We start from the raw sequence: 23,404 nt of genomic DNA on the forward strand, positions 1-23,404 counted from the left end.
GGAGAAGAAGTGTGGCGCTTGAACTTCTGGTTATCGTTGTAAGCTATTTGCTTGGTTCTGTCAGCTTTAGTGTGCTGTTCGCCAAGCTACTAAAGGGAATTGATATCCGTCAATATGGGAGCGGCAATGCGGGGGCTACCAATACACTTCGTGTACTGGGAAAAGGTCCTGCGATATCTGTGCTAGTGCTGGATGTACTGAAGGGTGTTGCCGCAGTTTGGTTAGGAACTTGGGTAGGCGGCTGGGGAACCTGGGTTGCTGCTCTTTGCGGAATCGCTGCCATTGTCGGACATAACTGGCCGCTTTACTTTCGTTTCCGTGGGGGAAAGGGCATCGCTACTACGATCGGTGTTATGGCCACACTGTGTTTATGGCCTGCACTGCTCGCTGGTGTTATCGCCATAGGATCTATCTTTATCACTCGTTACGTGTCACTTGGCTCGTTGATTTTTGTCGCGCTGACACCGGTCTTTCTATTGTTGACAGGATTTACACAGCCTGTGCTCTGGACCAGTATTATCATTGCGGTTTTTGCCTTCTGGCGGCACCGGACGAACATTGTTAAGATTGTAGAGGGCCGTGAGAACAAGATAGGCTCAAAAGTAAAAGGAGGGAATCGTGTTGTCTGATAAAGTAACCGTACTAGTAGCGGGGAGCTGGGGAACTGCGCTGGCAAGTGTGCTGGCTGCGAATCACTCGGAAGTTTATCTGTGGACACGTAACTCTGATCAAGCTGCCGAGATCAATGGTTCTCATTTCAATAATAAGTATTTACCGGGGATTTCTCTGCCTGCAAACATCATTGCAACCACCGATCTGGAGACCGCAGTTTCCGGTTCTAAAGCGGTTGTTATTGTAGCCCCATCTTCAGGTATGCGACAGGTTGCTCGCAGTCTGAAGCCGTTCTGGAAGGATGAAATGCTATGCGTTCATGCTACGAAGGGCTTTGAGACTGAAAGCAAGAAACGGATGTCCATCGTTATTGCTGAAGAACTCGGCTGTGACGAAGGGCAGATTGTCGTTCTCTCCGGACCGAGTCATGCAGAGGAAGTAGTGCGCCTGTGTCCTACTACAGTTGTTGTGGCTTCACCTGATGATAAGCGTACTGCTGAAGCACAGGAATTGTTCATAAACAATGATTTTCGTGTATATACGAACCGTGATCAGGTAGGAGTAGAGCTTGCCGGCGCACTAAAGAATATTATTGCACTCGGTGCAGGTCTATCCGATGGTCTAGGATTTGGGGATAATGCTAAGGCGGCGCTTCTGACACGTGGACTGGCCGAGATTTCTCGGGTGGGCGTCGAGCTTGGAGCGAATCCTTTGACCTTTGCAGGGCTTGCAGGTGTTGGCGATCTTGTAGTGACTGCTACGAGCCAGCACAGCCGTAACTGGCGTGCTGGCTTTATGCTCGGGCAAGGGAAACCACTGGATGAGGTACTGGAGTCGATGGGAATGGTTGTCGAAGGTATTCGTACCACGGAGGCAGCTTATGCTATTTCCATCAAGCTAGGGGTCCAAATGCCCATTACAGATCAAATTTATCATGTCCTTTTTAAAGGTAGAAGTCCGCGTAGTGCTGTTGAGGCTCTGATGGGCCGTGATCGTAAACCTGAGCTTGAGGCAATATCTCAGGAAACTTGGGAGCAGTGGCATTCCTGATCCTGTTCACCTTTTTCCGCAAATTCTCATATGTTGTATTGGGGATTGACGGAGGAGGGATGAAAAGTGAGCAGAGATTTTTCCAAGGATGCATTGAACGCCATTAACAAAAAGGCGGGCAAGAACATTACGGAAAGTGCCGTCAAAAAGCTAGCCAGTACGGTCAAACCAGGAACTACGCAGAATGAAGCCCAGCTCCGCCAGTTAATTAAGCAGGTGTCATCGATGGCGAAAGTGCCGGTCAGTGAAGCTACTGTGCAGGAAATTGTTAATGCCGTCAAAAAAGGCGGCGCAGGTTCCGGCACAATGGAGTCTTTAATGAAAATGATGCTTAAAAAATAGCTTTAGGTTGGGTGAGTAAAAGATTCAGAATCCATGAGATTCTGTTATCTTTTGCTCTTTTTTTATTTATTGGTAAACTCTCACAGCTAAAATATCTTAATAATAATATATAAAAAATGATGTTTTTTTACAGAATAGGATAAGGTCATGATATAATAATCCCTAATATATTACAGGCGAATGGGGGCTTTGACCTTGGATCCGATGACAAAAATGTGGTTGTCCCTGATTGCAATGCTGATTATGGGACTGTCTGTATTTCTAATAACTTTTGCTCGGAGCAAAACAAAGGGACTGCTTAAAGCACTGCTATCTATCCTTGCGTTTGTCATCATGTTAGTTGGCCTATTGGGCGGAGTTGTTTCGATTATGTAAGCAGTTACATAATGTTGAGGAAGGAAGTAACATCATGAAATCGCAAAATGGCGTCACCGTTATGTTTCAACCTGAAGGTCGTAAAGCTGTGGTGAATCGTGGTATCTCGTTAATGGAGGCAGCTCGTAAAGCCGGAGTGAGCATTACCACTCGCTGTGGAGGCAAAGCAGGCTGTTTGATGTGCAAGGTTAAAATTGCGACTGAAGAGGCCACAGCGCTGAGACCGCCAGGGGATATTGAACGACGTAAGCTTGGAACTACGTTAGAAGAAGGAGTGCGTCTGGCTTGTCAGGCTGCCGTATGGAGCGATGTGACCGTTCAGGTGCCAGAAGATCCACTTAAGGCTGCTGTACGCCGTAAGCTTGAAGCTGCGCGGCGTGGGGAAGAAGATGAGCTGTGGTAGTGTTAGATTGTCACCGTGGGAGGGACTCGGTTGGAGTTTATACGAAGAAAGAAGAAGCTAAAGGCAGGAGCAAGACTTTTTCTGGTAGTGATGTCAATCGCTCTTACTCTTTCCGGATGTCTGTATCCTGGAGAAGAAAAGCGTGCTAGCGTTAATTATCGAGAAAGTGTTAAACGGATACAAGCAGCCGTTGATGATTTTCAACAAGAGGAAGGTGTGCTTCCGATCCTTAATGCGGATGAAGCTACTCCAAGATATGAGAAGTTCCGGATAGACCTAGGCAAGCTGAACAATAAGGGATATTTGGATGATATTCCGGCTACGGCTTTTGAACAGGGCGGAAGCGCTTATTTTCTTATTTTGAATGAGGAAAGCGATCCAGTTGTTAAGGTGATGGACCTTGTTACCGTTCAAAAGGTGAATGATGTGCAGCGTCAGATTAATCGTTATAAATCAGCTCATGACGGCTCTTTGCCCGTACTTGATGAGCTATATCCTGGACTTTACACCATTGATCATAAGAAGGCAGGAACAAGCTCCATATCATTAACTAGCGTCTATTCCGGGCAGGTTCTTGATTTCATCATGGATAAGGCTGGAACGGTCTATGTAGATTATGTCTTTGATATTATAGCTGCCATCGAAAAGAATGGTGGAGAACATGACGAGAAAAAAGATTTGCGACTAGATCTGGAGGAAGCTTCCTATTACGTGCCCGTAAAGTCTTTGCCGTATCTATGGATTAACAATCAGCCTGTCCCGCAGTCTCCTAGTTGAAGTGAAAGTTAAAGCTTAAGAGCGTCTAAGCTTCGGTTATATCCGAAGGATTAGGCGTTTTTGTGTTGTTCAGATATTGCCTTAACTGAAGCTTAATTGTCTTACATAAATCGTAGATGGAATTAAGGTTCAGTTTCATAGCGCGTAAGACTGGATTGCTAGAAATGATGGTAAGAAAGGAGATTCAGCTCAAGCTAGAAATAAATCATGAAATAATCGTAACCGTATAAAATTAGAGGCAAAAGGATGTAGATGACATACGCTAAAATTTCCTTCATGCATATCCACTAAAATAGTTCTATCAATAAATCCTATCTCATATGATGGATGAGTAAGCTTCCGGGCGTCAGACGCCTTGCGGCGCGCACAACTAATTTTTAGAAATTACATTGCAAAATGCGCGATTATGGGTCATAAATTCGTTCCGGATACATATGATGATACTAGTCCAAATGCATGTCCGAGCATTCGGAGTTTAGCGCGGGGCCAGTACGTCCCGGTCGAAAGCAGCTAGGCTTCGGGCGGGCATACGATAAGTCCGGTTGATGTCCTGCAAGGGTCAGATTACCGGCGGAACGCGAAGTCGATGCTCTTCAGGCATTTTTTCTTCGGAGTAATATGAGGAGGGGATCTCTTTTGGAAAAAGTGGATATTTTCAAGGACATTGCCGAGCGTACCGGCGGAGACATTTATCTTGGCGTCGTCGGCGCGGTTCGCACGGGGAAATCGACATTTATCAAGCGCTTCATGGAAACAATTGTCCTGCCTAACATCACGAATGAGGCAGATCGGGTAAGAGCTGTGGATGAGCTTCCGCAAAGCGCAGCAGGCAAAACAATTATGACCACTGAACCTAAGTTCGTGCCTAACAACGCAGTCCAAATCAAGGTTGCGGAAGGGCTTGAGGTTAACGTTCGACTGGTAGACTGTGTGGGTTACGCTGTAGAAGGCGCTAAAGGCTACGAGGATGAGAATGGACCACGAATGATCTCTACACCTTGGTTTGAGGAGCCAATTCCTTTTCAGGAAGCGGCAGAAATCGGGACCCGTAAGGTCATCCAGGAGCATTCAACACTTGGTGTTGTAGTAACAACAGATGGTACGATTGCAGAAATTCCGCGGAACTCGTACGTGGACTCTGAAGAGCGCGTCATTGCAGAGCTGAAGGAAGTGGGTAAGCCATTTGTGCTTGTCATTAACTCCACTCGCCCACGCAGTGAGGAAGCACAGCAGCTCCGTAGCGAGCTAGCCATCAAATACGATATCCCTGTCATGACACTCAGCGCAGCAAACATGACCGAAGAGGATGTAACAGGTGTACTGCGTGAAGTATTGTACGAATTCCCTGTTCATGAAGTAAATGTGAACTTGCCAAGCTGGGTCATGGTGCTTGGAGAGAATCACTGGCTGCGTAGTAGCTATGAGAACTCCGTTCGCGATACGGTAAAAGACATTCGCCGCTTGCGGGATGTCGACCGGCTCGTATCTCAGTTCACAGAGTATGATTTTATCGATAAAGCTGGCCTAAGTGGTATGAACATGGGTCAGGGTGTAGCAGAGATCGATCTGTATGCCCCAGAAGAGCTGTATGATCAGGTTCTGATGGAGGTAGTAGGGGTTGAAATCCGCGGTAAGGATCACTTGCTCCAGCTGATGCAGGAATTCTCACACGCGAAAAGGGAGTACGACCGTTTCTCGGAAGCTTTAGAAATGGTCAAGACTACCGGTTATGGTATTGCTGCTCCTTCACTAGCTGAAATGGCGCTAGATGAACCAGAGCTGATTCGTCAAGGCTCTCGCTTTGGGGTTCGCTTAAAAGCCACCGCACCATCTATTCATATGATTCGTGTTGATGTTGAATCTGAGTTCTCACCAATCATTGGTACAGAGAAACAAAGTGAAGAGTTGGTTCGTTATTTGATGCAGGATTTCGAGAACGACCCGATTAAGATTTGGGAATCCGATATTTTTGGGCGCTCCTTGCATTCCATTGTGAGGGAAGGTATTCAAGGCAAGATCGCGATGATGCCGGATAATGCGCGCTACAAATTGCAAGAAACGCTTGGTCGGATCATCAATGAAGGCTCAGGCGGACTTATTGCAATTATTCTCTAACTTAAATTTAAGCAGATTGGAAGAGTGGGAGAGATCCCACTCTTTTTATGCGTAAAAATAACGAAACTTGATTCCTAGTTCCTATAATAACGGTGAATCTGACTCAATTTTTTTTCTGGAAAGAAGAATTAACCTGGTCTTATAGGTCTATAAAATTAGATGGGAATTAGATGTTTATGCAAGCATAGATGATAATTTCTACTCCTTTTTTGTCTAACTGCTTGAATTTATGGATGGGCTGTATTACTATAAGTTTGTTGCGCTTCAAGGTCTATGGGCGCCAGTGTTCAGTAATAAACGGGATTATCACGTATATTTTACGTTTAAACGGAAACAGTGTATGATACCGGAAATTTACTCAGGGAGGTGAGAAAACATGAATAAATCTGATTTGATCAATGTAGTTACAGAAGCAACTGAACTTCCCAAGAAGGATGCTACTAAAGCTGTAGATGCGGTTTTCGAAGCAATTACAGAAGCGCTGCAAAGCGGTGATAAAGTACAACTGGTTGGATTCGGAAACTTTGAAGTGCGCGAACGTTCCGCACGTAAAGGCCGTAACCCACAAACTGGTGAAGAAATCGAAATTCCTGCAAGCAAGGTACCGGCATTCAAACCTGGTAAAGCGCTGAAAGACGGAATCAAATAAAGATTTCTACATATCAATCCCATAGTCTTTTTAAGTAACAACTATGCCGCCCTCCAAGGCGGCATTTGTTTTTTGGAATAGCATGGGCTGTACATTAGGTTTAGAGGAGGATCAGCGATGACGGATAAAAATACGAGCGAAAATCCGCTTCCGACAGGTAGCGACTATATTGTGGTTAAGGCCAAAGAAAATGGCGTTCAAGTCATTGGGCTAACTAGAGGTACGGATACACGCTTTCATCATACAGAGAAGCTAGACAAGGGTGAGGTGTTGATTGCCCAATTTACCGATCATACCTCAGCAATGAAAATCCGCGGAAAAGCTGAAATTTTAACGAAACACGGACAATTGGAAAGTGAAAGCTGAAAAGCAGGCATAGCCTGCTTTTTTTCAAAATATAGTAAGGGTGAATGATCATATTCACAAAAAAAGTGGGTACTATGGATAAGGGGGCGTGTCCATGAACAAAGCCTGGTTGATTGGTGCCGTATTACTCTTGACTGCGACCTCTGCTGTTATTTTGCCGAAACTGGCAGACTTAGACTCATCCGTACAGCAGAGAAATGGGACAGTGGAGACTTTTACTGGCAGCCATAACACAGTGCTGGGCAATGACAATCTTGTTGATGTTCTGGGCGCTCTTCCGTTGACCTTATCCATAGATAGCGTTGGCTGGGAAGATCATGTTCTGTCACTGGATCTGAAAGTGAGCGGGAACGATCATGAACCTGAGGAACTCTATCAAAATATGGCTCAGGCCATTTCCTTTGCTATTCAGGAAACCTCGAATGTGGATCAACTTCTACTTCGCATTGTGGTAGAAGATAAATGGCTTGGTAGCCGCCGACTGCTGTTAGCTGGTGATATCAGACGTTCTGAATGGTCTTATACGCTGCAAGATGAACTTCAGTCTGCGGGTAATCTTCCTATATCGGATCGTCTCAAAACGGGCTTCCGCATTAGTGAAACCGAGCTCTGGAAGAAACAGTTCATTTATCCTTGAAAGGATTAAAAGAAACTCAGGCGTACCACAGTGCGTGACAAAAAAACATGTGATATAATAGACAAGATTGTGAACAAACGAATTATTATTATGTCAATGGCTTCGGAGGCTGAAATGAAACCGTACTGCATACCGCAACTGGCTAAACCCTACACCGACTACGACATGATTCAGAAGCATACGGATTTGCCGCCGTTTTCTGATGGCCGGGGTCATTTGTTATATATTTTTCTAAATCATGCTTCTTCTGCAAAAGGAAGTGCCGGAGAGTTGTACACGCTTGTGACAGCGCTTGTTCAACTAGGTCTGGACACGCATGAGGTCATTGACCGTTCGAATGATAGACGGGGGGGAGACCCTATGCGTTCCCGTCAATTGAAGGTTCTAGCTGGCGATTACTTCAGCAGCTGGTTTTACCATTTGCTTGCAAAGAGTGATCAGATCGAGATGATTGGAATCTTGAGTAAGGCGATTGCAGATTTCAATGTCTTGAAAGCGAATCTCTACGTGAAGATGAGAGGCATACGTCTTTCGGCTGAACAATACTTGCGGCACATGGTACAGCTGAATATGCGGCTGTTCCTTTCTTTTACGCCTATGATTGAGAACTCCTTAGTGGAGCTGTGGGAAAAACTGCTGGCAGAATTCAGTCAGTGCGAGACCGTTGCTATTGAGCTTCTTCGTAGTGATGATCCTGCGAATGCAGGGAATGGCTATTGCTACTGGAAGATGATGGAGACTGCAACGGAGGAAGAACGTAAGCAACTTCAAGACCTGAACCTTGATCAGAAGGAATGGAAGATGCTAAAAATGAAATATAAATGTGATTCGCAACTGACGGACAAGCTTCATCAATCGCTTCAGTCTATTCAGGGGCTATTGCAAAGCGTTAAAGACGAGAGTTTACTTAGAGAGCTAGAGATCGCGCTGGATCGTTTTCTCCTGCAGATGAAGGTCACAGGACAAGCAGCCGTGGAGGGTTAAGGGATGACTATGGAAAAAACGACAACTGCTGTGGGTGACAACAGCAAACCAAAAGAGCAGTTTGTACATTCCGTATTTGAGAGTATTGCTGGAAAATACGATTTGATGAATGACATCCTAAGCTTTCGCCGCCACAAGGCATGGCGTAAATTCACGATGAAGAAGATGGGGATGAAGCGCGGGGATTCGGCCGTTGACCTATGTTGCGGAACCTGTGATTGGAGCATCGCTTTGGCGGAAGCTTCGCAGACTGGCAATGTAATCGGACTGGATTTCAGCGCAGGTATGCTTGAAGTAGGTCGCCGCAAAGTGGAAGAGCGCAAGCTTCAGGACCGTATTTCGCTGGTGCAGGGCAATGCTATGGAGCTGCCTTTTGAAGACAATGCGTTTGATTATGCAACGATTGGATTTGGACTACGCAATGTGCCAGATCCTGTTCAAGTGCTTAACGAAATGAAGCGGGTAGTGAAACCTGGTGGAATGGTTGTATGTTTGGAGCTATCCAAGCCGATGAAACAGCCGTTTAAAGGTGTATATTTCTTTTATTTCCAGCGTGTGCTTCCATTGCTGGGTAAGTTATTCGCGAAAAGGTACGAGCAATACAAATGGCTGCCAGAATCATTGGCAATGTTCCCAGACCGGGAGCAACTGGCCACTATCTTCCGTGAAACCGGACTTCAAAAAGTGGAATCCTTCCCCTTGACCGGAGGCATCGCGGCATTACATATTGGGCTCAAGGAGAACGGGAATGTTTAAGAAAATCGGTATCTTTTTACAAATGATTAAGTTTGAACATACGGTATTTGCTTTACCCTTTGCCTTTATGGGTGCTTTACTGGGATCTGTGGTCATGAATGATAGCCTCCCATCCTGGAGTCAAATTGGCTGGATTGTAATCGCTATGTTTGGAGCACGCAGTGCAGCTATGGGATTGAATCGATTGATAGACCGAATCAGTGATGCCAAGAATCCACGCACAGCGGGAAGAGCGATTCCTGCAGGGTTACTTAAGATCGGTGAAGTTGTCATTTTTATAGGCATTTCGTTTTTCTTGCTCTTTTGGGCAGCCTTTAAATTGAATCCTTTGTCAGCTAAGCTGTTACCTATCGCTGTATTCCTTCTTGTTATTTATTCATTCACTAAGCGCTTTACATGGGCATGCCATCTTATCCTCGGCCTCACCATTGCGCTTGCACCGCTGGGCGGCTGGGTAGCTGTGACCGGTAGTGTGAATTGGACTTCAATGGTATTTTACTTCACAATTGTGTTTTGGACGGCTGGTTTTGATGTTATATACTCTTGTCAGGATGTTGAATTTGATCTTAAAGAAGGCTTAAAATCCATTCCAGTGCGATTTGGGGTCCAAGGTGCACTCGTTATTGCTCGTGTGTTTCACATTCTTACCGCGATTGGATTCGTATCGCTGCTGTTTTTGACGGATTTAAGCTGGTGGTATGTGGCTGGTATGATCCTCGCATATATTATTCTCTTTTATGAGCATTATATTGTATCTCCGAGTGATCTCAGTCGTTTACAGACCGCTTTTTTCACTATGAACGGCGTGCTAAGCATCGTGGTGTTCTCTTTCACTCTGATTGACTTGGTGGTGCATTTCAAAAAATGACGCTTACTAAACCGAAAAACTTCGTGGTAGGAATTACAGGGGCAAGCGGTGCTATTTATGGTATTCGTCTGATCGAAACGTTGCTATCGCTAGGCTACTCCGTTCATTTGGTAGTAAGTAATGCGGGCTGGCGCGTTTTTAAAGAAGAACTAGGTTATATCGCATCAGACCGGGAAGGCTTTTTGAACGAAAAGTTCAAAGGCTATCCCGGTTCTCTACTTTATCATCCTGTCGCTGATATCGGTGCATCTATTGCAAGTGGTTCGTTTCGTGTGGAAGGGATGATTATTATGCCTTGTTCCATGGGAACATTGTCTGCGGTTGCTAATGGAACCTCCGACAATCTGATGACTCGTGCTGCTGATGTTATGCTTAAGGAAGGACGTCCACTGGTCCTTGTTCCTCGTGAGACACCTCTGCATGCTATTCATCTTGAGAATATGTTGAAGCTGTCCCGTCTGGGGGTTCGGATCATTCCGGCAATGCCGGCGTTTTACTTTGGGCCACAAAGTATGGATGATCTGATTAATTTCATGGTGGGTAAAGTGCTTGACAGCTTTAATATTGAACATCAATTATTTCGCAGATGGGGGGATTGAAAGGATGGAGAATAACAGCCACACCATCATAGGCAAAATCAGCTATACTAACTCATGGCCGGTATTTCACAATTTTCATCCCTCTGCACTGAAATATCCGGCAGAGATGGTGAGTGAGGTACCTGCCATTCTTAATCAGGGGATGAGTCGTGGAACGATTCATGTGGGTGCATTATCCTCTTTTGCGTATGCTGAAGCCAGTGATAAGTTATTGCTGTTACCTGATTTATCGGTAAGTGCGGACGGTCCTGTGAGGTCTATTTTTCTTTTTTCTCGAGTGCCTCTTGCACAGATAGGTACAGGTACGATTGCTGTTACGAACACTTCTGCAACATCGGTAAATTTGCTGAAAATTTTAATGGAAAAGGCTTTTGGCAATAAACCAGAATATATTAGCGCTAATCCTGATTTGGATGCTATGATGCATCAAGCAGATGCCTGCTTACTCATTGGTGATCATGCGATTAAAGCCTCTTGGCAGGATCAAGGGTATATCGTTACGGATCTGGCGGAGCTTTGGAAAGAATGGACGGGCTTAGGGATGACCTTTGCGGTCTGGGCAGTGAATCGAAAAGCTGCGAATGACAAACCGGAAGCCATTGCGGAGATTGCAGAAGCTTTTGCTGAGAGTAAACTGCGGGGACTAAGTGATTTAGATCCTATAGTACTTGCAGCCTGTTCGACAATTGGAGGAACTAAGTCTTATTGGGAAGGGTACTTTCGCAATTTAAGCTATGATTTTGGAGAAAGGCAGCAGAAAGGTCTGAACCTCTATTTCCGCTATGCCTATGAGATGGGTCTGCTGCCGCAGGCAGTGAAGATGGAGATTTGGAGTCATAAACTGTTGACACGGGTGAAGGAATGAAACGACTGCAAATATTCGGATTACTGAACAGAGACATGGATCAGATTGAAAAAGATTTGTACCGTAGCGTACAGGGTGATGACGACCTACTAACCGAGACTTCTCTGCATTTATTAAAAGCTGGCGGTAAAAGATTGCGTCCCGTATTTGTTTTGATGGGTGGGAAATTTGGAAAGTATGATCTTGAGAAGCTGAAGCGTGTGGCGATACCGCTAGAACTAATTCATAGCGCTTCACTAGTTCACGATGATGTCATTGACGATGCAGAACTGCGCCGGGGTGAACTTACTGTTAAGGCCAAATGGGGCGATAAAATTGCCATGTACACCGGTGACTACATATATGCGAAAGCACTGGTGATGACGACGGAGCTGAAGAATCCGCGAATTCATCAGATTTTGTCCAAGGCCATGATTGAAATGTCGATCGGTGAGATGGAGCAGATTCGTGACTTCTTCAACAGTGAGCAAAGTGTGCGTCATTACCTGCGGCGGATTCGCCGCAAAACAGCGCTGTTGATTGCAGTCAGTTGCCAATTAGGTGCACTTGCTGCTGATGCTGAACCAGAGGTGGCTCGTCTACTTTATAATTATGGATACAATGTAGGGATGGCTTTCCAGATTCGTGATGATTTACTTGACCTCTCAGGCACCGAAAAGCAAATCGGTAAACCTCCAGGAAGTGATATGCGGCAAGGGAACATCACCCTTCCTGTCATTTATAGCCTGGAGGATGAAAGATTGCGAGCTCCGCTTCTTGAGGAGTTGAAGTCTATTCGTGAAGGGCACAGCACAGTAGGGCGTGCTATTGATCTTATTCTTTCTGGAGACGGAATTGTCCGTTCCGAGGAGCTGGCTTCGCGATATATCGCGAAGGCACTTGCTGCACTAGATCAGTTGCCTAACAACAAGACTAAGCGTAATCTGCGCGATATTGCCTTTTTTGTAACAGGTAGAGCTTATTAGTATTTTGGTGATCATGAAATTAAACGTTTCCAGAAAGCTCGGTTTCTGTTAAGATAGCGTCAAAACAACCCAACTAATGGGAAATTGGAGAGTGCCTCTATGGAAAAGACGTATCTGATGGTCAAACCGGATGGAGTACAACGTGGATTAATTGGGCGTATTGTCTCACGCTTTGAAGATAAGGGCTTTAAGCTGGTCGCTGCAAAGCTGATTACAGTTAGTGAAGACCAAGCAAAAAGACATTATGCGGAGCATGCTGGCAAGGACTTTTTTTCAGAGTTGGTTTCTTTTATAACTTCAGGTCCAGTGTTTGCAATGGTATGGGAAGGTGATGATGTTGTAGCATTATCCCGTACGCTCATTGGTAAGACGAAGGTAGGAGAAGCCTTGCCGGGTACGATTCGAGGCGACTTTGCCAGCCATACACCGCTTAATTTAATTCATGGATCAGACTCGCCTGAAAGTGCAGAACGAGAAATTGCTAATTTCTTTACTCCAGATGAATTGAATCTTTATAACAAAGAGATCGCAGTCTGGATGTAGGAGCCAAGCGGGAGGCGGGGGATTAACATGTCTGATCGTAATGTTGCAGCATTAACAGCAGATTCAGATTACATCGGGTTTATTCATCATGTTAAGCAAAGCACCGGAATTGATCTGGCTCAGTATAAAGAAGCGCAGATGAAGCGGCGTTTAACGACTCTTCGTGTGAAGAATGGATATCAAACCTTTAGTGATTTTTTTGCCGCAATGATGAAGGACAAGGAATTATTTTATGAATTTTTGGACCGAATGACGATTAATGTCTCCGAGTTTTGGCGGAATCCGAATCGGTGGGAAGTACTGCGAGATATCATTCTTCCTGACATACAACAATCTGGTCGCAGATTGAAACTGTGGAGCGCTGCATGTTCCACTGGAGAAGAACCCTATACGCTGGCTATGATTTTATCGGATAAGAATTTATTGGGGCAGACTGGCATTCTGGCTACGGATATTGACGACGGTGCGCTTTCCAAAGCAAAGCAAGGTTTGTATCTGGAACGTTCTTTAAAGGATGTGCCTAAGGATGTTGCTGCGCGTTACTTTAAACCCGAGGGTCATTTATTCAAAGTTAGCGACACGCTTAAGAAAAACATAGATTTCCGTAAACAGAACCTACTGCTGGACAAGTTCGATGAGGGTTTTGATCTTATCATTTGTCGCAATGTAATGATCTATTTTACTGAAGAGGCGAAGAATAAGCTCTACCATAAGTTCTCGGCTAGTTTACGTCCAGGCGGGTATTTGTTTGTAGGTAGTACAGAGCAGATCTTTACGCCAGCGCAATATGGCTTTGAATCGACGGAAACCTTTTTCTATCGTAAAAAATAAATACTTCTTGCTCCTTCGTCTGTGTACTTTTATAGGTATACTTTCGCTATCGTTCAGTGATACTGGGTAGTAGAATCTGTAAGCTAAGCGAAAGGATCGTTAAACCGATGGACAAAAGCAAGGTCATTGCCGCGTACAAACGAGGCTTTATTACCGTTCGTGAGTGCGGGCAAATTCTCGGTGTAGAAGAAATGCAATTGAAGCGCCTTCTGCAACTGGAAGAGCGTAAGTCTACATTTCCTTCAACAAGTCAGCGGATCGGAAGCTAACAAGTGCCGGACCGAGCCGAGGAGCGCCATTCATACTCTTTAGAGTATGAATGGCGCTTTTTCTTTACACAAAAACCAATTCATTTTGTCGCGAATGGAGTCGTTTTAGGGAGATCCCTTTCTTGTCAAAGAGGATTGCCTATACTATAATGAGCAAAGATCATTAGGATTTTAGCGGTTTACAGTTTAAAAGTATAAAAGGGGGAACGCAGCATGAGTTTGCGCTATTTAACAGCGGGGGAAACGCACGGCCCCCAGCTTACGGCCATTATTGAGGGATTGCCAAGTAATTTGACATTGGATTTTGAAGAGCTTAATTTTCAATTGCAGCGTCGACAAAAGGGTTATGGACGTGGACGTCGCATGCAGATTGAGAAAGATACGGCACAAATTGTAGGTGGAGTGCGTCATGGCTATACTACAGGTGCTCCAGTAGCCTTGGTAGTAGAGAATAAAGACTGGACCCACTGGAAGAACATCATGAATATCGAGCCTATTCCTGGCAGTGACGAAGAAAAACGCCGCGTAAATCGGCCGCGTCCTGGCCATGCAGACCTGAATGGCGGATTGAAGTACAACCATACAGATCTTCGTAACGTACTGGAGCGCTCCAGTGCTCGCGAAACAGCAGCCAGAGTTGCATGTGGCGCTGTAGCCAGACAGCTGCTTGCAGCTTTTGGCGTGAAGGTAGCAGGGCAAGTTATTCGTATCGGTGAAATTGAAGCGCCTGCTAACGATCTGCCTATTGATGAGCTGATTGAGCGGACAGAACAGTCCTCTGTCAGAGTTGTCGACAAAGAAACGGAACAGAAGATGGAGGCTTACATAGATCAGATTAAGGAAGAGGGAGACTCCATCGGTGGGATCGTTGAATGTATCGTCGAAGGACTTCCTATCGGACTTGGCAGTTATGTACAGTCTGATCGGAAGCTTGACGGAGCAATCGCTGGGGCGGTAATGTCGATTAATGCATTCAAAGGCGTTGAAATTGGCATTGGGTTTGAAGCTGGCAAATTGCGAGGATCGCAAGTCCATGATGAAATTATGTATGAAGCTTCTAAAGGATACTACCGTGCAAGTAATCGCTTAGGTGGTTTTGAAGGTGGTATGACTAACGGCATGCCGGTTGTAGTTCGCGGTGTCATGAAGCCGATCCCTACCCTTTATAAACCGCTTCAAAGTGTGGATATTGACACGAAAGAACCATTTACAGCGCAAGTTGAACGCTCCGACGCTTGTGCAGTTCCAGCGGCGTGTGTTGTTCTGGAAAACGTAGTAGCTTGGGAAATCGCAAAAGCTTTCCTTGATAAATTCGGTGGCGACTCACTGGAAGAAATTAAAGCGAACTATGAAAATTACCTATCACAGCTGGAGAGCTACTAATTATGCGTACTATTAATGTAGATTTGGGCGACCGCTCGTATCCTATTCTTATCGGTAGTGGTTTACTAAAGGACATCGCCCATTATTGTACTGAGGCCGGATTTTCGGAGCGTAGTCCACTGTTAGTAGTGAGTGATACTGAAGTAGCGCCAAGGTACTTGCCGGCACTTGAAGAAGCTTTACGTTCTCACGGTTATACTGTGGTTAGTCACATAATGACGGCAGGTGAAGCCTCTAAATCATTAGCCGTGTATGAAGAAGTCATGACAACCGCGATTCAAGCAGGATTAGATCGCAATTCAGCAGTTTTAGCTTTAGGCGGCGGCGTGGTTGGCGATTTAGCAGGATTTGTAGCAGCAACCTATATGCGTGGAATCGGCTTTCTGCAAATTCCAACGACGATCCTAGCTCATGATAGTAGTGTGGGTGGTAAAGTGGCGGTCAATCATCCATTAGCCAAAAATATGATAGGGGCTTTCTATCAACCGTCAATGGTACTCTACGATTTGGATACATTACGTACTCTTCCAGCACGGCAAGTGTCATCAGGTCTGGCTGAAGTGTTAAAGCACGGTCTCCTCGTGGACAAAGAGTTCGCATATTGGTGTCGTGATCATGCCGAAGAGCTGCTAGAGCTGAATGTCGAAGCCTTAGGTTATGCTTTAGAGCGTGGCTGTGCAATTAAGGCAGATGTAGTGGCGAATGATGAGCGTGAGCATGGACTTCGAGCGATATTGAACCTTGGACATACGATCGGACATGCCATTGAAGCAGTTGGTGGGTATGGTGTGTTTCTGCACGGAGAAGCGATTGCGATTGGGATGGCGGGTTCAGCGCTATTGGCTGCGAAGCTTGGGCGGGATACTTCCATTTATGAGGATACTGTATCTATGCTGACCGCGCTGTCACTGCCTGTACGGCTTCCTTCCGAGTATGATGAAGATGAACTGATGGACGCTATGATGCATGATAAGAAATTCAAGGAAGGCAAGATGACCTTTATCGTGCCTGATTCCATAGGCTCTGTAAGCATTGTGAACGATGTGCAGGAGTCGCTTGTGCGAGAGGTTCTCGCAGAGCTTAAGAAGGAGGGAAGACCGTGGTAAACCGAGGAATTCGCGGAGCAACAACCGTGACTAAGAACGAAGAGGCAGAGATTTTACGTGAGACCGTTATATTGCTGCGGGAGATCGTAGAACGTAATGATGTTATAGCTGAGAATATAAGCAATGTATGGATTACGATGACCAATGATCTGGATGCTACTTTTCCTGCAAGAGCTATTCGTGAGATTGAAGGCTGGGAAATGGTTCCACTTATGTGTTCAACGGAAATCCCGGTTAAAGGAAGCTTGCCGATGTGTATCCGGTTGATGGTACAGATTAATACGGATAAATCGCAGCGTGAGATTCGCCACGTTTATCTGAATGAGGCTCAGAAGCTACGTCCGGATTTATCAGAGAGCAAGTCTTAAATTATAGTTGTGGGTTGTCAATGACCCTCGTCATCATGTATAGTGTAGTTAGCCGAGTATAGAAGAGTTTAGTTTAGTTGAGATGAGTATAGTTGAGCAGAGTGCGAGAAGTTTTTTAGATTAGCATGTATCGTGTAAGCAGAGTCTTTATTTTGATATGCACTGAAGTCATTTATCAGTGATATATCTTATTTAGGGATAAGTCTGTAAACACTACATAATTATGCTAATCAATGCTCAAAAACATATACTTACTTACACAAACCCTCTACTTCGGTAGAGGGTTTTTTTGTATTTCGGAACCATTCATATATCTAAGGGGGCATCTAACAATGACGAATCCAAGTGTTCAAGAGGTGGTAAAGCTGTCGCGGGATTATAATCTGATTCCTGTTGTAAAGCGACTGCTCGCGGATATGGAAACACCTATCCGATTATTCCAACGTTTCGCTGAACGTGATCGCGCGTTCTTACTTGAAAGTGTAGAGGGTGGAAAACAATGGGCACGGTATTCGTTCATCGGTAGCGATCCCTTTTTGATGATATCCGGTAAAAAGGGTGCAATTAACGTTGAAGTCGGCGGAGAGAAGAAGCAACTATACGGAAAGCCGATTGAGGAGCTTAAAGCGTTACTTCGTTCATACCGTAGTCCTAAGCTTGACGAAATGCCTCCATTTACTGGAGGGGCTATCGGATTTTTCGGATATGATCTGCTGCAATATTATGAGAAGTTACCTCAGCATCCTGTGGATGATCTCCAAATGGATGATATAAGATTTATGTTTTGCGATCGGATTATTGTTTTTGACCATGTGAAGCAACAGATTCTGCTTGTAGGTAACCTGCATGTAAAAGACGGAGATACAGATTCGGATATCAGATCCAATTATGAAAGTCTGAGTCGTAAGCTGGAGGCTATGGCCGAAGATCTACAAAAAGAAGGCCCTAAGGAAAATGTGAATCGTCGCAGCATTCCGCAGGATATCGAGCTTGGAGAGATTCATTCTAATCTCACTAAAGAGCAGTACATCAACAATGTAGAACAGGCGAAGGAATATATTCGCTCAGGCGATATTTTTCAAGTGGTATTGTCACAGCGGTTGCATATTGAAACGGAAGTTTCTCCATTGCATGTATACCGGATGCTCAGAACTCTTAACCCCTCTCCTTATATGTACTATTTGAAAATGGACGAGGAGATTATTGTTGGTACTTCACCTGAAGCACTCGTAAAGGTAGATGGAAATCGTGTGGAGACACGGCCGATTGCTGGAACTAGACCAAGGGGTGACAGTGAAGCAGCAGACCGGGCGTTTGCTGCGGAGCTCTTGGAGGATGAAAAAGAACGTGCGGAACATCTGATGCTTGTTGATCTGGGTCGTAATGATCTAGGGAGAGTATCCAAATTTGGTTCAGTAAAATGTGATTCCTTTATGGAGATTGAAAGATACTCCCATGTCATGCACATGGTATCGAATGTGTCAGGCACGCTCAGTGAGGATAAAGATTTCTTTGATGCCTTTCTCTCCTGTCTGCCTGCCGGAACGGTTTCTGGGGCACCGAAGCTGCGAGCAATGGAGATTATAGCAGAGCTGGAAAAAGAAGCTCGAGGTGCTTATGCCGGAGCAATTGGATATTTAGGGTTCTCAGGAAACATGGATTCTTGTATCACCATTCGTACCATCATCTTCCGGAAAGGTCGTGCGTACGTACAGGCCGGAGCAGGTATCGTTTGGGATTCGGTTCCTGAGAAAGAGTATGAAGAAACGGTGAATAAGGCGAAGGGCATGCTGAAAGCTATTCGTATGGCAGAAGCTATGTTTCCAACCGAAGTGAAAGAAAAACAAGTTATCAACCAAGATTATATGTACGAATATACCCCTGAACAAGTGGTTTGATTTATATAGTAACTCATTAAGGCTGGGAGGAAGAACATTATGGATGCAACGAAATTAATTCAATCAGGAATCGCCGGACTAATCGAAGGCAAGAATCTGACACGTACAGAAGCACGGGATATAATGGGTGCTATAATGCTAGGAGATGCTTCACAAGCGCAAATCGGTTCACTGCTGACCGCTTTACGAATTAAAGGAGAAACCGTGGAGGAGATTACGGGTTTTGCAGAAGCTATGAGAGGGTTCGGCACATCCGTACTGACTGATCGCGCACGCTTGTTAGATACTTGTGGTACGGGCGGTTCCGGCATCCATAAATTTAATATTTCAACCGCCTCAGCAATTATTTCATCAGCGGCTTCTGTAAGAGTTGCCAAGCATGGAAATCGCTCTGCTTCAGGCAGAGCGGGAAGTGCGGATGTACTTGAAGCCCTTGGCGTAAACATTCATCTGAATGCAGACCAAGCCCGAGAATGTCTGGATCGTATCGGCATTTGCTTTTTATTCGCACAAATTTATCATCCTTCGATGCGGCATGCAGCAGCTCCTCGCAAGGAGCTTGGTGTACGTACGATCTTCAATATGCTGGGTCCTCTTACGAATCCCGCTGGAGCTGACCGTCAGCTCCTAGGGATTTATGACCGAAATAAGACGGAGACGGTGGCTAATGTACTGAAGGAGCTGGGTTCCAAGCGCGCAATGGTTGTAAGCAGTTCGGATGGTCTGGACGAGATCAGCATCTCAGCCTCTACATTAGTGTCTGAACTAAAAGAGGGTGTAGTGAGCACTTATGAAATTACTCCGGAGGGATTAGGTCTTAACAGACATCCACTTGAAGCTGTTTTGGGTGGAGACGCAGCAGAGAACGCAGCAATTATTACCTCTGTGCTCCAAGGTGAGATCAATCCCTACCGAGATATCGTGTTAGCTAATGCAGGAGCATGTATATATGTTGCGGGTCTGGCAGATACCATGGCCGGAGGCGTCGAGAAAGCTAAAGAAGTAGTGGATTCGGGTAAGGCATTATCCAAGCTGAAACAGCTTGTTGTGATGACGGAGGAGCTTAATTATGTATCTTGATAAAATTGTCGCTACAAAGATCAAAGAGGTGGAGGCGCTCAGTAATAGCTTTTCTCTAGCTCAAGCTGAACGTGATATAGCAGCACTCCCTCAGACTAGAGGCTTTCGTAAGGCTCTGACCCAGGGGAAGAACAGGGATATAGGTTTGATTGCGGAGGTAAAGAAGGCATCCCCTTCAAAAGGGCTGATTCGTGAGGATTTCGATCCTGTTTCCATTGCAAAAGGTTATGAAGCGGGCGGCGCTGATTGTTTATCTGTTTTGACGGATACGGATTATTTTCAGGGAAGCGCTGCTTACTTGCAGCACGTGAAGGAAGCTGTAAATCTGCCGCTGCTACGCAAAGATTTCATTATCGATGAGAAACAAATTTATGAAGCGCGTATTCTTGGAGCAGATGCGGTGTTGTTAATCGTTGCTATTTTGACACCGGATAAACTGTCTCATTTTATAGAAATAGCTACTGGACTTGGAATGGATGTATTAATCGAAGTTCATGATCGGAATGAGCTTGCGGTGGTATTAAGTACAGACAAGATAACACATCCTAATATTCTGCTGGGTATTAATAATCGTAATCTGCGTACCTTTGAGACGTCCTTAGAGACAACGGCAGAGCTGGCAGCACTAGTACCTCAAGGGGTACCTGTGATCAGTGAAAGCGGAATTGCAGGGCCAAGTGATATTGACTACTTAAGAACGACTGGCGCTCACGGGGTCCTCGTAGGGGAATATCTAATGCGTCAGGCAAATGTAGAAGAAGCGGTAAATGGATTGCTAGGAATGCTTCCAAATGGAAAGGACCGTGTCCGGCATGGCTGAGACATTGGTAAAAATCTGTGGACTTCAGGACGTTGAAGTGCTAAAATCTATGTTACACTTACCACTAGATTATATTGGATTTGTATTCGCTCCTAGTCGTCGCAGGGTTACTCTGGAGCGTGCTTCCGAACTGATTGCTGAACTTCCGCAATGGAAGACTAGTGAAAAACCTAAAGCTGCAGGGGTTTTTGTTAATCCAGAGCTGAATGAGCTGAGCGAACTGCTTTCCGTTGTGTCACTAGATGTCATTCAGCTACATGGGCAGGAAAGTCCAGCCTTTTGTCAAAAGGTTCGGCAAGCTTTCCCACAAGTTCAGGTGTGGAAGGCATTGTCTGTTGCTGATAAAGAGCGTGATGACGCTGATAACAAATATACATTGGAACAATACGCAGGCTTCGTCGATGCTGTGTTGTTAGATACTTATGATCCTCAGCAGAGCGGCGGGTCTGGGCGCACGTTCGCTTGGGAGAGGTTGCCTGATTATCAGGAAATCGCGCTACGAAATGGGTTGCCGTTATTTGTGGCTGGCGGACTTCATCCTAATAACGTAGGAGAGTTGCTAGATACTTATGCTCCGTACGGAGTAGACGTGTCTAGTGGAGTAGAGAGTGAAGGCGTTAAAGATATTATTAAAATGACAGCTTTTGTGGAAAGGGTGAAGCAATCATGACACAAGTACCGGACCAGCATGGACGTTTCGGTTCATTCGGAGGGCGCTTCGTGCCCGAAACTTTGATGACTGCATTGATTGAGCTGGAGGAAGCCTATGAGAAGTATTCGGCAGACCCTGCTTTTCAAGAAGAAATAGATTATCTATTAAAGCAATATTCCGGACGGGAGACCCCACTGTATTATGCGGAACGTCTAAGTAAACATCTGGGAGAAGCAAAAATATATTTGAAGCGTGAAGATTTGAATCATACGGGCGCTCATAAGATTAACAATGCGATTGGTCAGGGAATTCTGGCTAAAATGATGGGTAAAACCAAGGTGATCGCTGAGACCGGAGCTGGTCAGCATGGTGTAGCTACTGCTACAGTTGCAGCCCTACTTGGTATGGAATGTAAGGTGTTTATGGGGGAAGAGGATACTCGTCGCCAGGCACTCAATGTATTCCGTATGAAGCTGCTTGGTGCTGAGGTAATTCCCGTTACTTCCGGATCGCGTACCTTAAAAGATGCCGGCAACGAAGCGCTTCGCTACTGGGTTAGCAATGTGGAAGATACTTTTTACATTCTCGGTTCTGCCGTAGGCCCACATCCTTATCCGATGATGGTTCGTAACTTTCAGCGGGTTATTGGTGATGAAACGCGGCGCCAGATTCTGGAGGCTGAAGGAAGACTGCCGGATGTGCTTGTTGCTGCAGTAGGCGGCGGTAGTAATGCTATCGGCATGTTCTATCCATTCGTAGAGGATAAAGGTGTCGGTATGATTGGTGTTGAGGCAGCAGGCAAGGGAATTGACACACCATTTCATGCGGCGACGATGAGCAAGGGGACTCATGGCGTATTCCAGGGTTCGATGAGTTACCTTCTGCAGGATGAACATGGTCAAGTAACAGAGGCTCATTCCATCTCCGCAGGTCTGGATTATCCAGGCGTAGGTCCTGAACACTCCTATTTAAAAGATATCGAACGCGCAAAATATGTTCCGATTACGGATGCAGAGGCGCTTGATGCACTGAAGCTGCTATGTGTAACGGAAGGTATTATTCCAGCTTTGGAGTCAGCACATGCGATAGCCCATGTAGTGAAGATGGGTCCAACCCTTACCAAGGATGATATTGTTGTTATCTGCCTGTCAGGCCGGGGAGACAAAGATGTGGAATCGATCATGGCGTACACAGAAGGGAAGGGAAATGAATGACAACCGAAACTACAAACCGGATGGATTTGGTATTCCGGAAGCTTAAAGCTGAAGAACAGACGGCATTAATTCCTTTTCTGACGGTTGGAGACCCTGATCTGGAGACTACGCTTGCCATCATCGCAGAACTGGAGGCGGCAGGTGCAGACATTTTGGAGCTGGGAGTACCTTACTCTGATCCGCTAGCAGATGGCCCTGTCATTCAGCGAGCGTCTGCACGAGCTCTGCGGGGGGAGGTTCACCTGCGTACCTGTATGGAGACCGCGTTAAAAGCTCGTCAAGCCGGAAGCAGCCTGCCCTTTATTTTGTTTTCCTATTACAATCCTATCCTGCAAATGGGGCTGGATACATTTTTCGCAGAACTGAATGCTCATGAGATTAGTGGTCTTATTATTCCAGATCTTCCTGTCGAGGAATCAGAGGAGATGCGTCGCCGCAGTAGTGAAGTTGGCGTTAATCTCATTCCACTAGTTGCACCGACCTCAAGTGAACGTATTGCGAAGATTGTCTCAGGTGCGAGTGGGTTTATCTATTGTGTATCCTCGTTAGGTGTGACAGGGGAACGATCCACTTTCCATGCTGATGTAGAGGCGTTTATTGATTCCGTGCGTCAAGCTACGGATCTGCCGGTGGCTGTAGGATTTGGGATCTCAACTGGCGAACAGGTTGCCCGCTTTGCTCAGATTTGCGATGGCGTGGTAGTAGGTAGTGCGATTGTTCGTAAAATAGAAGAGGTCATTCCGCTGCTCGATAATCCCGCTACACGAAATGAGGGGCTGTTGCAAATTCGAGAATTTGTGGCACAATTAAAAAGACCATAACAGTGTCATTTTGACCTGTGTATAGTGGAGTAATCAACTATGGAGAGCGAGGACTA

Annotated in this window: 28 protein-coding genes; all 28 read left to right on the plus strand. The window is 45.5% G+C overall.

Annotated features, from left to right (window positions below; all coding sequences use genetic code 11):
* Positions 1-11 precede the first annotated feature (11 nt).
* Positions 12-629, plus strand: coding sequence for a glycerol-3-phosphate 1-O-acyltransferase PlsY (gene plsY / locus MKX60_RS13325; RefSeq protein ID WP_042129592.1), 618 nt, complete (start codon positions 12-14; stop codon positions 627-629).
* Positions 622-1,662, plus strand: coding sequence for an NAD(P)H-dependent glycerol-3-phosphate dehydrogenase (locus MKX60_RS13330; protein WP_076299572.1), 1,041 nt, complete (start codon positions 622-624; stop codon positions 1,660-1,662). Before plsY ends, MKX60_RS13330 begins: the two co-directional genes overlap by 8 nt.
* Before the next feature lie 66 nt (positions 1,663-1,728).
* Positions 1,729-2,004 (plus strand): stage VI sporulation protein F, encoded by a 276-nt coding sequence (locus MKX60_RS13335; protein ID WP_076284557.1) that lies wholly within the window; start codon positions 1,729-1,731, stop codon positions 2,002-2,004.
* Between the two features lie 195 nt (positions 2,005-2,199).
* Positions 2,200-2,379 (plus strand): DUF2768 family protein, encoded by a 180-nt coding sequence (locus tag MKX60_RS13340; RefSeq protein WP_042129589.1) that lies wholly within the window; start codon positions 2,200-2,202, stop codon positions 2,377-2,379.
* Between the two features lie 34 nt (positions 2,380-2,413).
* Positions 2,414-2,782 carry a 2Fe-2S iron-sulfur cluster-binding protein gene (locus MKX60_RS13345; RefSeq protein WP_076299573.1) on the plus strand — a complete coding sequence of 123 codons (369 nt, stop codon included), beginning with the start codon at positions 2,414-2,416 and terminating at the stop codon, positions 2,780-2,782.
* 30 nt (positions 2,783-2,812) lie between these two features.
* Positions 2,813-3,559: a DUF3939 domain-containing protein gene (locus MKX60_RS13350; RefSeq protein WP_256716305.1), complete on the plus strand. Its 747-nt coding sequence runs from the start codon at positions 2,813-2,815 to the stop codon at positions 3,557-3,559.
* A 636-nt stretch (positions 3,560-4,195) separates the two neighbouring features.
* Entirely contained in the window at positions 4,196-5,674 is a 1,479-nt protein-coding gene (gene spoIVA / locus MKX60_RS13355; protein ID WP_042129583.1) for a stage IV sporulation protein A, read from the plus strand.
* Positions 5,675-6,050: 376 nt separating this feature from the next.
* Positions 6,051-6,323, plus strand: coding sequence for an HU family DNA-binding protein (locus MKX60_RS13360; protein ID WP_036676223.1), 273 nt, complete (start codon positions 6,051-6,053; stop codon positions 6,321-6,323).
* Between the two features lie 117 nt (positions 6,324-6,440).
* Positions 6,441-6,689 (plus strand): trp RNA-binding attenuation protein MtrB, encoded by a 249-nt coding sequence (gene mtrB / locus MKX60_RS13365; RefSeq protein ID WP_042190204.1) that lies wholly within the window; start codon positions 6,441-6,443, stop codon positions 6,687-6,689.
* Between the two features lie 94 nt (positions 6,690-6,783).
* Entirely contained in the window at positions 6,784-7,326 is a 543-nt protein-coding gene (locus MKX60_RS13370) for a hypothetical protein (RefSeq protein WP_076284560.1), read from the plus strand.
* Positions 7,327-7,356: 30 nt separating this feature from the next.
* Positions 7,357-8,310: a heptaprenyl diphosphate synthase component 1 gene (locus MKX60_RS13375; RefSeq protein ID WP_231573320.1), complete on the plus strand. Its 954-nt coding sequence runs from the start codon at positions 7,357-7,359 to the stop codon at positions 8,308-8,310.
* Positions 8,311-8,313: 3 nt separating this feature from the next.
* Positions 8,314-9,066 carry a demethylmenaquinone methyltransferase gene (locus MKX60_RS13380; protein ID WP_094870064.1) on the plus strand — a complete coding sequence of 251 codons (753 nt, stop codon included), beginning with the start codon at positions 8,314-8,316 and terminating at the stop codon, positions 9,064-9,066.
* On the plus strand, positions 9,059-9,934 hold the full coding sequence (locus tag MKX60_RS13385) for a UbiA-like polyprenyltransferase (protein WP_042190197.1): 876 nt from the start codon (positions 9,059-9,061) through the stop codon (positions 9,932-9,934). Before MKX60_RS13380 ends, MKX60_RS13385 begins: the two co-directional genes overlap by 8 nt.
* Positions 9,931-10,533 carry a UbiX family flavin prenyltransferase gene (locus tag MKX60_RS13390; RefSeq protein ID WP_042190195.1) on the plus strand — a complete coding sequence of 201 codons (603 nt, stop codon included), beginning with the start codon at positions 9,931-9,933 and terminating at the stop codon, positions 10,531-10,533. The genes MKX60_RS13385 and MKX60_RS13390 overlap by 4 nt, the downstream gene beginning before the upstream one ends.
* 4 nt (positions 10,534-10,537) lie before the next feature.
* Complete coding sequence (locus MKX60_RS13395) at positions 10,538-11,398, plus strand: menaquinone biosynthetic enzyme MqnA/MqnD family protein (protein ID WP_076299575.1); 861 nt, start codon at positions 10,538-10,540, stop codon at positions 11,396-11,398.
* Positions 11,395-12,363 carry a polyprenyl synthetase family protein gene (locus MKX60_RS13400; RefSeq protein WP_076284562.1) on the plus strand — a complete coding sequence of 323 codons (969 nt, stop codon included), beginning with the start codon at positions 11,395-11,397 and terminating at the stop codon, positions 12,361-12,363. Before MKX60_RS13395 ends, MKX60_RS13400 begins: the two co-directional genes overlap by 4 nt.
* 99 nt (positions 12,364-12,462) lie before the next feature.
* Complete coding sequence (gene ndk, locus MKX60_RS13405) at positions 12,463-12,906, plus strand: nucleoside-diphosphate kinase (protein WP_060622704.1); 444 nt, start codon at positions 12,463-12,465, stop codon at positions 12,904-12,906.
* Between the two features lie 27 nt (positions 12,907-12,933).
* Positions 12,934-13,737, plus strand: coding sequence for a CheR family methyltransferase (locus MKX60_RS13410; protein WP_076284563.1), 804 nt, complete (start codon positions 12,934-12,936; stop codon positions 13,735-13,737).
* Positions 13,738-13,844: 107 nt separating this feature from the next.
* Positions 13,845-14,006 carry a hypothetical protein gene (locus tag MKX60_RS13415; protein ID WP_170880309.1) on the plus strand — a complete coding sequence of 54 codons (162 nt, stop codon included), beginning with the start codon at positions 13,845-13,847 and terminating at the stop codon, positions 14,004-14,006.
* Between the two features lie 213 nt (positions 14,007-14,219).
* Positions 14,220-15,389 carry a chorismate synthase gene (gene aroC / locus MKX60_RS13420; RefSeq protein WP_042190184.1) on the plus strand — a complete coding sequence of 390 codons (1,170 nt, stop codon included), beginning with the start codon at positions 14,220-14,222 and terminating at the stop codon, positions 15,387-15,389.
* Positions 15,390-15,391: 2 nt separating this feature from the next.
* Positions 15,392-16,495, plus strand: coding sequence for a 3-dehydroquinate synthase (gene aroB, locus MKX60_RS13425; RefSeq protein ID WP_076284564.1), 1,104 nt, complete (start codon positions 15,392-15,394; stop codon positions 16,493-16,495).
* Positions 16,489-16,863 (plus strand): chorismate mutase, encoded by a 375-nt coding sequence (gene aroH / locus MKX60_RS13430; protein WP_042190180.1) that lies wholly within the window; start codon positions 16,489-16,491, stop codon positions 16,861-16,863. Before aroB ends, aroH begins: the two co-directional genes overlap by 7 nt.
* Positions 16,864-17,195: 332 nt before the next feature.
* On the plus strand, positions 17,196-18,761 hold the full coding sequence (gene trpE, locus MKX60_RS13435; RefSeq protein ID WP_340971559.1) for an anthranilate synthase component I: 1,566 nt from the start codon (positions 17,196-17,198) through the stop codon (positions 18,759-18,761).
* Between the two features lie 39 nt (positions 18,762-18,800).
* A complete protein-coding gene (gene trpD, locus MKX60_RS13440; protein WP_341060072.1) occupies positions 18,801-19,841 on the plus strand; it encodes an anthranilate phosphoribosyltransferase in 1,041 nt (346 codons plus the stop codon).
* Positions 19,831-20,661: an indole-3-glycerol phosphate synthase TrpC gene (trpC, locus tag MKX60_RS13445; protein ID WP_341060074.1), complete on the plus strand. Its 831-nt coding sequence runs from the start codon at positions 19,831-19,833 to the stop codon at positions 20,659-20,661. The genes trpD and trpC overlap by 11 nt, the downstream gene beginning before the upstream one ends.
* Positions 20,654-21,331, plus strand: coding sequence for a phosphoribosylanthranilate isomerase (locus MKX60_RS13450; RefSeq protein ID WP_076284567.1), 678 nt, complete (start codon positions 20,654-20,656; stop codon positions 21,329-21,331). The genes trpC and MKX60_RS13450 overlap by 8 nt, the downstream gene beginning before the upstream one ends.
* Positions 21,328-22,527, plus strand: coding sequence for a tryptophan synthase subunit beta (gene trpB, locus MKX60_RS13455; protein WP_042190170.1), 1,200 nt, complete (start codon positions 21,328-21,330; stop codon positions 22,525-22,527). The genes MKX60_RS13450 and trpB overlap by 4 nt, the downstream gene beginning before the upstream one ends.
* A complete protein-coding gene (gene trpA / locus MKX60_RS13460; protein WP_341060076.1) occupies positions 22,524-23,348 on the plus strand; it encodes a tryptophan synthase subunit alpha in 825 nt (274 codons plus the stop codon). Before trpB ends, trpA begins: the two co-directional genes overlap by 4 nt.
* Positions 23,349-23,404: the final 56 nt, after the last annotated feature.

It is taken from the genome of Paenibacillus sp. FSL R5-0914 (assembly GCF_038004525.1).
Classification (GTDB): Bacteria; Bacillota; Bacilli; order Paenibacillales; family Paenibacillaceae; genus Paenibacillus_AQ.